Source organism: Streptomyces sp. NPDC057654 (genome assembly GCF_042800135.1).
Lineage (GTDB): Bacteria > Actinomycetota > Actinomycetes > Streptomycetales > Streptomycetaceae > Streptomyces.
The window spans coordinates 1-7,983 of sequence record NZ_JBHVHQ010000368.1; the positions used below are offsets into that span (position 1 = coordinate 1).

Below are 7,983 nucleotides of genomic sequence, written 5' to 3' on the forward strand. Positions count from 1 at the left end.
GGCGGCCTGGCTGAGGACGTTGACGACGAGTTTCTTGGCCTTGGCGTCGTAGTACGAACCGGCCGCGTCACCCTTGAGGCCGGCGGAGAGCTTGCTCGCGAGCTTTCCGGCGGACGTGACGGACAGTGAGTCGGGGGTGGGGGCTGGGGCCGCGTTGGCGCTCTGTAGCGTGAGGGACGCGGCCGCGAGTACGGCGACACCTGCTCCGGCGAGGGCTACGCGCCGCTTGGGCATCCGACGTTGCTTCAACTCTTGACCTCCAGTGGGGGGATGGGCCCGGCTGTGGGGTAGTGCCCGGACCCGGAGGGGGTACGACATGGGCGCCGCCCCCGGTCGGGAGTCGCGTCCATGCCAAGTTGCGCCGTCGAGTATTCCGACGTGACGAGGGAGTACACAAGACCGACTTCCAGTCGCGCGAACACAGTTTCGCGCGCCCCCGTCACGTGTGCCTCATGAGCAACTCCGTGCACGTCGGCCACGGTCCTGAATACGGTGGGGCATTGGCCGGTCAACACAGGGTGAGCCCTGAAGATGTCCGGTAACCGCCCCTCAGTTTCCGGAATGCGAGGCGGTTTACGCCGAGTGAATGACGCGTGCGGGCACCCGTGTCCTGGGCCGCGTGGACCGCGTGGACCGCGTAGGCCGTATGGCCCGCACGGGCATCCGCCGGACCGCTCACGACGGCCGTCCGTACGGGGCGGGAGCCCGCCGGGCGGCCTGGTAGAAGGTGCCCCTGTCGGCGGGCGCGATGATGGAGGCGGCCCGCGCGCACCGGGAGACGCCGAAGCACGGGGCGCCGCTCCAGTGTCGGACGGCGCGGGACTTCGGTGCCCAGAGCACCGATCACGGACGGGCGTACGTCAGTCCCGGACGGGTGTACGGCAGTACCGGACGGACGTACAGCGGTGGCCCGGCGGCGACGCACCTGCGGATGATCAGTGCGGGAGTTCCGTGTGACGGGGCTCCCACCGCTATGGCTGCCGCGGTCCCGCGGCGGCCACGGCTCACTTCACCCCGTACCGCGTCCCCGCGTGTCCCCGTTCGAAGGAGTCCCACTCCCATGCATCATCGCCAGCGGCTCGCTGTAGGCACCACCCTGGTCGCCGCCCTCATCGCTCCCTTTGCCATCGGCGCCGCCCACGCCGAACCCGTCCCCCCGTCAGAGGCCGCCGCCACGACCGGTTTCGGCACCCGCCACCCCCACAAGGCCCCGGACACGTTCATCGGCGCCGGCGGCGACTCCGCGAAGCTGGCCGCCACTCTCCAGGCGCAGGCCAAGGGAAGGAAGATCACTCAGCTCGACATCGACGTCTCCGCCGTCGCCCTGACCGCGGACGGAACCCTCCTCGCCGCCGGCGAGGAGCCGGACGTGGCGGACATGCTGAAGCAGGCCAAGGGCCGAAGAATCATCCAAGTCTCCACCGCCGACGGGGTGATGGCGGCGCTGACCGCCGACGGGAACCCGCTCATCGCCGATCCGAAGAAGAGGGTCTCCGCGGCCGACCTCCTCATCAAGACCCGGGGCCACAAGATCACTCAGATCACCGTCACGTCCGGCGGGGTCCTGGCGCTGACGGACGACGGCAAGCTCCACCTCGTCGGCGAATCCGGGTGGACGGGGTGCCTCTTGGAGCAGGCGCAGGGGCAGAAGGTGACCTCGATCGCCGGCGGCCACGGATTTCTGGCCCTGGCCGAAGGCGGCCGCCTCCTGGCGTCCGGGGCCCAGTCCGCCGAGATCATGAAGGCAGCCGAGGGCAAACGCATCGTCTGGATCAGCGGCGGCCTCTCCGACGCGGCGCTGGCGGACGACGGCACCTTCATCTCCACGAAACCCGACGTGAGCAGTTCCATTCGCAAGCAGGCGGCGGGGCAGAAGATCATTCAGGTCGCGGTCGCGCACCAGGAGTTCCTGGCGGTCACGGACAAGAGCACCTTCCTCCTCGAAGCCCCGTACGGCAAGGAGCGCGCGGCGGAGCTCACCAGGCAGGCCGCGGGCCGGCCGATCGCGCATATCGCCACCGGCGGGGGCCTGAGCCTGGCCGTCGTACGGGAAATGACCGCGCAGCCGTCGGCGGTGAGGACGCACGGCGACATCAATCTGACCGCCGAGGCGAAGACTCCGTTCGGGAACCTGCGGGCCCAGGCGGTGGAGGACGGCAAGCCGGTGGGGGACACCGACCTGAAGTTCGAGATCGTGGGCAACACGGCCGCGCGGTTCATCGTCGACGGGAAGCCGCAGACCGAGGCGATCGTCACCACATCGCAGGACGGGGCGGACACGGGCTGGGCGAAGGCCCCCGCACTGACGGCCGGGGACAGGACCGGTGACTTCAGCATCAAGGTCACCTCCGTCGTCAGCCCGTCCGCGACGCCGGCCGTCTACTTCATGCACGTGACCGAAGCCTCGAAGTCGGACGAGATCCGCCTCCAGTTCATCGACATGAAGGCCAACCCGCTGGACGGCCCGGTGAAGCTGCAAGCGAAGTACCCCGACAAGAACGAGCACACCCACATCGGGTCGGTCATGCCGGGCCAGGACTGGGTGAAGTTCGCCGGCGAGAAGCGCTTGAAGGTCCCGTTCCAGCTCGTCGTGAAACAGGTCAACTGCCCGTATCGCGAACTCGGCACCGGCAGCATCACCGCCGTCCGCGACCCCAAGACCGACCAGTTGATCCTGAACTCCGAGGGAGACGGCAAGCTCCCGGCGAACATGATCATGGTTCACGTCAAGAACACGAACCAGTACGTCTTCACCTGGCGAGGCACCCCGAAGCACGGACCTGCCCACGTCGCTTCGCGCGGTTGAGCCGGTCCGCTCGCGGCACATCGGTGACTTCACTCGCCGGGCGGGGGGGGGGAGGCACGGCCGGGCCCGGCGAGGCCGCCGCCCCCTTGAGGCATGGCGGCCTTACGACATGGCGGCCTCGGATCTGATCCTCACCGCACCTGCGGCTCCTCCGAGCGCGCTTGGTCCGGTGTCGCGTCACTCACGTGATCCGGCCGACGCAGCCGGCCCGCCTTCCCCAACTGCCGCGTCCGGTCGGTCTGATCCGGCTGATCCGACTGATCGGCCGTCTGCTCCACCGGCTCCGGCGTCGGCTGTACCGGCGGCTGCTGTACCGGCGGCTGCTGCTGAGTGCGGGACTGCTGTACCTGGGGCTGGGGCTGGGGCTGGGGCTGGGCCTGCGGCGCCTGCTGCGTGGAGCGTTCGAGGAAGCGCAGCAGCTCCACCGGGAACGGCAGCACCAGTGTGGAGTTCTTCTCCGCCGCCACCGCCACCACGGTCTGGAGCAGCCGCAGTTGGAGCGCCGCGGGCTCGTCCGACATCTCGTGCGCGGCCTCGGCCAGCTTCTTCGAGGCCTGGAGCTCCGCGTCGGCGTTGATGACGCGCGCCCGCCGCTCGCGATCGGCCTCGGCCTGCCGGGCCATCGACCGCTTCATGGTCTCCGGCAGCGACACGTCCTTGATCTCCACCCGGTCGATCTGCACGCCCCACCCCACGGCCGGGCTGTCGATCATCAGCTCCAGGCCCTGGTTGAGCTTCTCGCGGTTGGAGAGCAGATCGTCCAGATCGCTCTTGCCGATGATCGAGCGCAGCGAGGTCTGGGCCATCTGGGAGACGGCGAAGCGGTAGTCCTCCACCTCGACGACGGCGTTGGCCGGGTCGATCACCTTGAAGTACACGACCGCGTCCACGCGCACCGTGACGTTGTCACGGGTGATGCCCTCCTGCGCGGGCACGGGCATCGTGACGATCTGCATGTTCACCTTGCGCAGCCGGTCCACGGCCGGGATCACCATCGTGAACCCCGGCCCGCGCACGGACTCCCGCAGCCGGCCTAGGCGGAAGACCACGCCCCGCTCGTACTGCTTGACCACACGGGCCGCCGCGAGTGCGTACAGCACACCCGCGGACGCGACCGCCGCTCCTGCTGCCACCAGCTCCTCGACCATCACGGCCCCCTAGCCGTCCTGGGCCCCTCCCCGTCTGCGGCAGCGGGGAGGGCGGGTGTTATTTCCCACGGTATGCCCGCTACGGGCAGGGGTCGAGCCCCCGGCCCGTAGCCGGGGGCGGGGCCGGGGCGGGGTCAGGCCGAGGCCGGCCGCTCGATCTCGGCGGCGACATGCCCGGCGTACGGGCGCAGGCGCGGCAGCAGATCGTCCCAGCTCTCGCGCTCCGCGCCGAGAGGGCCGAGGTATCCGGCCCGTGCGCGGGACAGTACGGGGCGGTGCTCCTCGGGGAGCCGGGCGAGCGCCCAGTCGGCGGCCGCGTCCTTCGAACCGATCTCCCCGGTCGCCAGGGTCCGCCAGACGCGGGCGAGCGTGAGGACGACGTTGCGGGTGTCGTCCTCCAGCTCGGCCAGCAGCTCCGGCACCCCGGCGACGATGCCGCGGCGCAGGTCCTCGTGGGGTACGGCGTCGAGCGCGGCGGCCGGGGGCGGCCCGTACAGAGGGGCGTCGCCGAGCAGCGCCATGGTGATCAGCGGCGCGAGATCGGGGCTCTCCCCCGGCCCCGGCGTCCGCCCTCGCTCGTACTCCGTACGCAGCCACTCGCCGTACTGGAACTCGCAGCGCGGCGGATACCGCCACGGCCGTACGTCGTCCTGGACGACGACCGTCAGCTCTACGGGCCGCCCGCTGCCGCCGTTCCCCGTGCCGGAGATCCTCAGCAGCGCGTCCACGAGGGCCCGCCGCTCCCCCGCCGTCGTACGCCGCCGCAGGACGGCCAGCACATCGAGGTCACTGCTCGGCCGCAGCCCGTCCAGCACGGCGGAGCCATGGAGGTACGCGCCGACGACGTCCGCGCCGAACACCTGCCGCACCAGGCGCACGACGTCCTCGGCCTGCGCTTCCGTTGTCGTCACGGTCCGGATCGTAGGGAGCGGGCGCGGCGGGGGCCAACGGGTTTCCGGCACGGCGACGCCGCCGTACGGTCACCGCTTAATCTGTTGATCATGACCGATTCCGCAGACGTACGCCGCATCGCCCTCTCCCTGCCGGAGACGGTGGAGAAGGAGGCGTGGTCCATGCCCACCTTCCGCGTCGCCGGCAAGATGTTCGTCACGGTCCCCGACGACGAGACCTCGTTCGCCGTGCGCTGCCCGGCGCACGAGCGGCAGGAGCTGATCGCGGCGGAGCCGGAGAAGTTCTGGGTGCCGCCGCACGAGGCCGCCTCCAACTGGGTGCGCGTACGGCTCGCCGCGCTGGAGGACGTCGACGAGCTGCGGGACATCCTCGTCGACTCCTGGAAGCAGGCGGCCCCGCAGCATCTGCTGGATGCCTTCACCGGAGCGGCCTGAGCGTGCGATCCGATCAATTCCCCTCTCTGATAAGGGGGTTATGGATCGTCGGCACGACAGCCGTCGTGACCGTCGCCCTGACCGCTTGGTGGCTCTGGGAGGACCGGATGAGCCGCGAGCGCGACAACGGGCCGGTGTCGAGCCAGGTGCTGGTGAGCCGGGACGGGCGTACGCTCACCACCGCCGTCACGTGGGCCCCTTGCAACGAGGCGCGGCCCGTACTGCTGGCGCGGGAGTCCGCCGACACAGTGGATGTGTCGATCCGGGCAGACCTCCCCGATATGTCGCACCCCTGCGAAACCTCGAAAGGTCAACAGGTCGACGTCACGCTGCGGGCCCCCTTGGGAAAGCGGCGGCTCGTCGAGCGCCTCACCGGCGAACGCATCCGCCCTTTCGACAGCGCTTTCCTCCGCGCCCCTCGCTATCTCCCGCCGGGTTACACGCAGACGGACGCCATGTACCAGGAGGCGCCCGGCCCCCAGCCCGGCCTGCCGTACCTGTTCTCCCGAGACGGCGAACACGGGCCCGCCTGGACCCGCTACTACCGCAAGGGTTCGGGAGCCCCTTCGCTGGCCATAGCGCAGATCACCGGACGGGACCGGCAGGAGGGCGGCTCGGGCAAGGCGGTGACGGTCTCCGGGCTGCCCGGCCGCCTCTTCGAGAGGGCGGGTTCCGAGCACGGCGTGGCCTGGTTCGACGGGACTTTCACCTACATGGTGTGTGCGGCGGACTCGCGTCTGGCCGTCGGCGAACTGCTCAAGGTCGCGGACCGGCTCGGCGGCGGGGAGCGGAGCGGGGCCGCGTACGGACCGGCGGCGCTCCCCCGGTGAATCGCCTGAGCCCGTACACCTGCCTCCGGCCGGAACTCCGGCCGGAGGCAGGCGGAATGGGGAAGGCAGTGAAGGTGGGGAAGTACGCCGCGCCTTCCCTCGGAACGCGCTCAGAACAGATCAGAACAGAACAGGCTCAGAACAGGCTCACGCCGTAGGCGTTCATCGCTTCGACCACCGGCTGGAAGAACGTCGTGCCGCCGGAGGTGCAGTTGCCGCTGCCGCCGGAGGTGAGGCCGTAGGCGGTGGAACCGGAGTAGAGCGAGCCGCCGCTGTCGCCGGGCTCGGCGCAGACGGTGGTCTTGATCAGGCCGGAGACGATGTCGCCGCTGCCGTAGTTGACGGTCTGGTTCAGCGCGGTGACCTTGCCGCTGTGGGTGCCGGTGGTGGAGCCGCGCCGGGTGACGTTCTGGCCCACGGTGGGGTCGGCGGCCTTGGTGATGGGCTGGCTGCCGACGGCGCTGGGGTGGGCCAGCGAGGTGTTCGTGTACTGCACGATGCCGTAGTCGTTACCGGGGAAGCTCGTACCCGTGGTGGGGCCGATGCTCGTGGTCTTGCCGGAGTTCGCGTAGTACGGCGGCTTGCCCTCGGTGCAGTGACCGGCGGTGAGCAGGTAGTACGTGTTGCCCTTGCGCACGTTGAAGCCGAGGGAGCAGCGCCAGCTCGGCGCGTAGATCGCGTCGCCGCCGGAGATGAGCTTCTGGAGCTTGCCCTTCATGTGCTCGATGCGGATGGCGCCGGCGTTGGCGCCCGCCTCGGACTTGATCCTGGCGATGTCGGCCGCGGTGACGGTCTCGTCGACGCCGACGGTGACGGTGTTGGTCTTCCGGTCCACCGACCAGGCCGTGCCCGCGACGTCGGCGCTCCGCACGGCCGAGTCGACGGAGGAGAGCTGGGCGGCGCTGTACGGCTCGGCGGACCGGCCGCCGTCGGCGTGGGCGTTGGTGGAGACCAGCGCCGCCGCGGCCGCGAGGCCCGCGGCCGTGGCGAGCAGGCCGGAACGTCTCACGATGCCGCTGCGGGGGGTGGTGCGCTTGATCCTCACGTTCTTCCTCCCGAGGGGGGTAGGGGGCCGGCCGTGGGGTGGACGGGCCCGTGAGGCGCAGTCAAAGGGCACACCGGATTCCGCTTCCGCCGTGCCCCTGACAAGCGCTGCTGCGGAGTATCGAGGCGTGCGGACGGCAGCCGCAAGGGCATCTTTCGGACGCCTGTCGGCGGCACAACGGCCATGGCCCCGACGGCTCGGAGGCCGCCGGGGCTGGGTGCTGACCCCCTCGGGTCGGCGATAGGACGTAGCGGGGCCGCGGTCGGTTCCCTTCCGTGCGGCGGTCAGTTCCGACCAGGCCCGCAGCCGGTCCCCCTCAGCGCCTCAGCCGGTTCCGCTCCCCCGCCCGTACCTCGATCGGCAGCGTGTTGCCCGGCGGCGGGAAGGGGCAGATGAAGTGGTCGGCGAAGGCGCACGGCGGCAGCAGGGTCCGGTTGAAGTCCACTGTCACCGCGCCGTCGGCGGCCGGGGCCGGTGTGCGCAGGAAGCGGAAGCGGTAGCTGTCCCGGCCGCTCGTGCCGTCGGCGAGCACGGCCCACAGCGACCCGTCCCCCTCCACCGCGACCTGGAGCGTGTGCTCGTCGCCGTCGACCGTGAAGGCGAGTTCGCCGCCGAGCCCGAGCCCCCGCTCCTGGCCGTCGGCGTTGCCCACCCGTACGGTCCGGCTCGCGTCGTACGGGCGGAACAGCCCCTTGAGCGCCCACCGCTCGTCGTAGGCGAAGACGTCGATACCGGCGAAGGAGCGGCGGTTCTCCGCGTCCGGGTCGAAGACGCGGACGGCCCACAGGCCCTCGCGGCGCAGCACGAG

The 7,983-nt window shown here is 70.7% G+C and carries 7 protein-coding genes and 1 pseudogene; 3 read left to right on the forward strand and 5 right to left on the reverse strand.

The window, feature by feature from the left end:
* Positions 1 to 234, reverse strand: a pseudogene (locus ACFU99_RS24670) (S1 family peptidase); the annotation flags it as partial.
* Between the two features lie 826 nt (positions 235 to 1,060).
* Between ACFU99_RS24670 and ACFU99_RS24675 the strand changes: the two are divergent.
* A complete protein-coding gene (locus ACFU99_RS24675) occupies positions 1,061 to 2,806 on the forward strand; it encodes a hypothetical protein (protein ID WP_384395434.1) in 1,746 nt (581 codons plus the stop codon).
* Between the two features lie 131 nt (positions 2,807 to 2,937).
* Here the strand turns inward: ACFU99_RS24675 and ACFU99_RS24680 are convergent, their stop codons facing one another.
* Positions 2,938 to 3,954: a slipin family protein gene (locus tag ACFU99_RS24680; RefSeq protein WP_384395436.1), complete on the reverse strand. Its 1,017-nt coding sequence runs from the start codon at positions 3,952 to 3,954 to the stop codon at positions 2,938 to 2,940.
* A 134-nt stretch (positions 3,955 to 4,088) separates the two neighbouring features.
* Positions 4,089 to 4,865 carry an aminoglycoside adenylyltransferase family protein gene (locus ACFU99_RS24685; protein ID WP_384395438.1) on the reverse strand — a complete coding sequence of 259 codons (777 nt, stop codon included), beginning with the start codon at positions 4,863 to 4,865 and terminating at the stop codon, positions 4,089 to 4,091.
* Positions 4,866 to 4,955: 90 nt separating this feature from the next.
* Here ACFU99_RS24685 and ACFU99_RS24690 point away from each other — a divergent pair, with 90 nt between their 5' ends.
* Together ACFU99_RS24690 and ACFU99_RS24695 are read left to right on the forward strand one after the other, a co-directional pair.
* Positions 4,956 to 5,300: an MmcQ/YjbR family DNA-binding protein gene (locus ACFU99_RS24690; protein ID WP_384395440.1), complete on the forward strand. Its 345-nt coding sequence runs from the start codon at positions 4,956 to 4,958 to the stop codon at positions 5,298 to 5,300.
* 65 nt (positions 5,301 to 5,365) lie between these two features.
* Positions 5,366 to 6,130, forward strand: coding sequence for a hypothetical protein (locus ACFU99_RS24695; protein WP_384395442.1), 765 nt, complete (start codon positions 5,366 to 5,368; stop codon positions 6,128 to 6,130).
* A gap of 136 nt (positions 6,131 to 6,266) precedes the next feature.
* Here the strand turns inward: ACFU99_RS24695 and ACFU99_RS24700 are convergent, their stop codons facing one another.
* Both ACFU99_RS24700 and ACFU99_RS24705 read right to left on the reverse strand, forming a co-directional pair.
* Positions 6,267 to 7,175 (reverse strand): S1 family peptidase, encoded by a 909-nt coding sequence (locus tag ACFU99_RS24700; RefSeq protein WP_384395443.1) that lies wholly within the window; start codon positions 7,173 to 7,175, stop codon positions 6,267 to 6,269.
* Positions 7,176 to 7,491: 316 nt separating this feature from the next.
* Positions 7,492 to 7,983 (reverse strand): DUF1684 domain-containing protein (locus ACFU99_RS24705; RefSeq protein WP_384395445.1); only part of this gene is annotated, 492 nt, incomplete at its 5' end.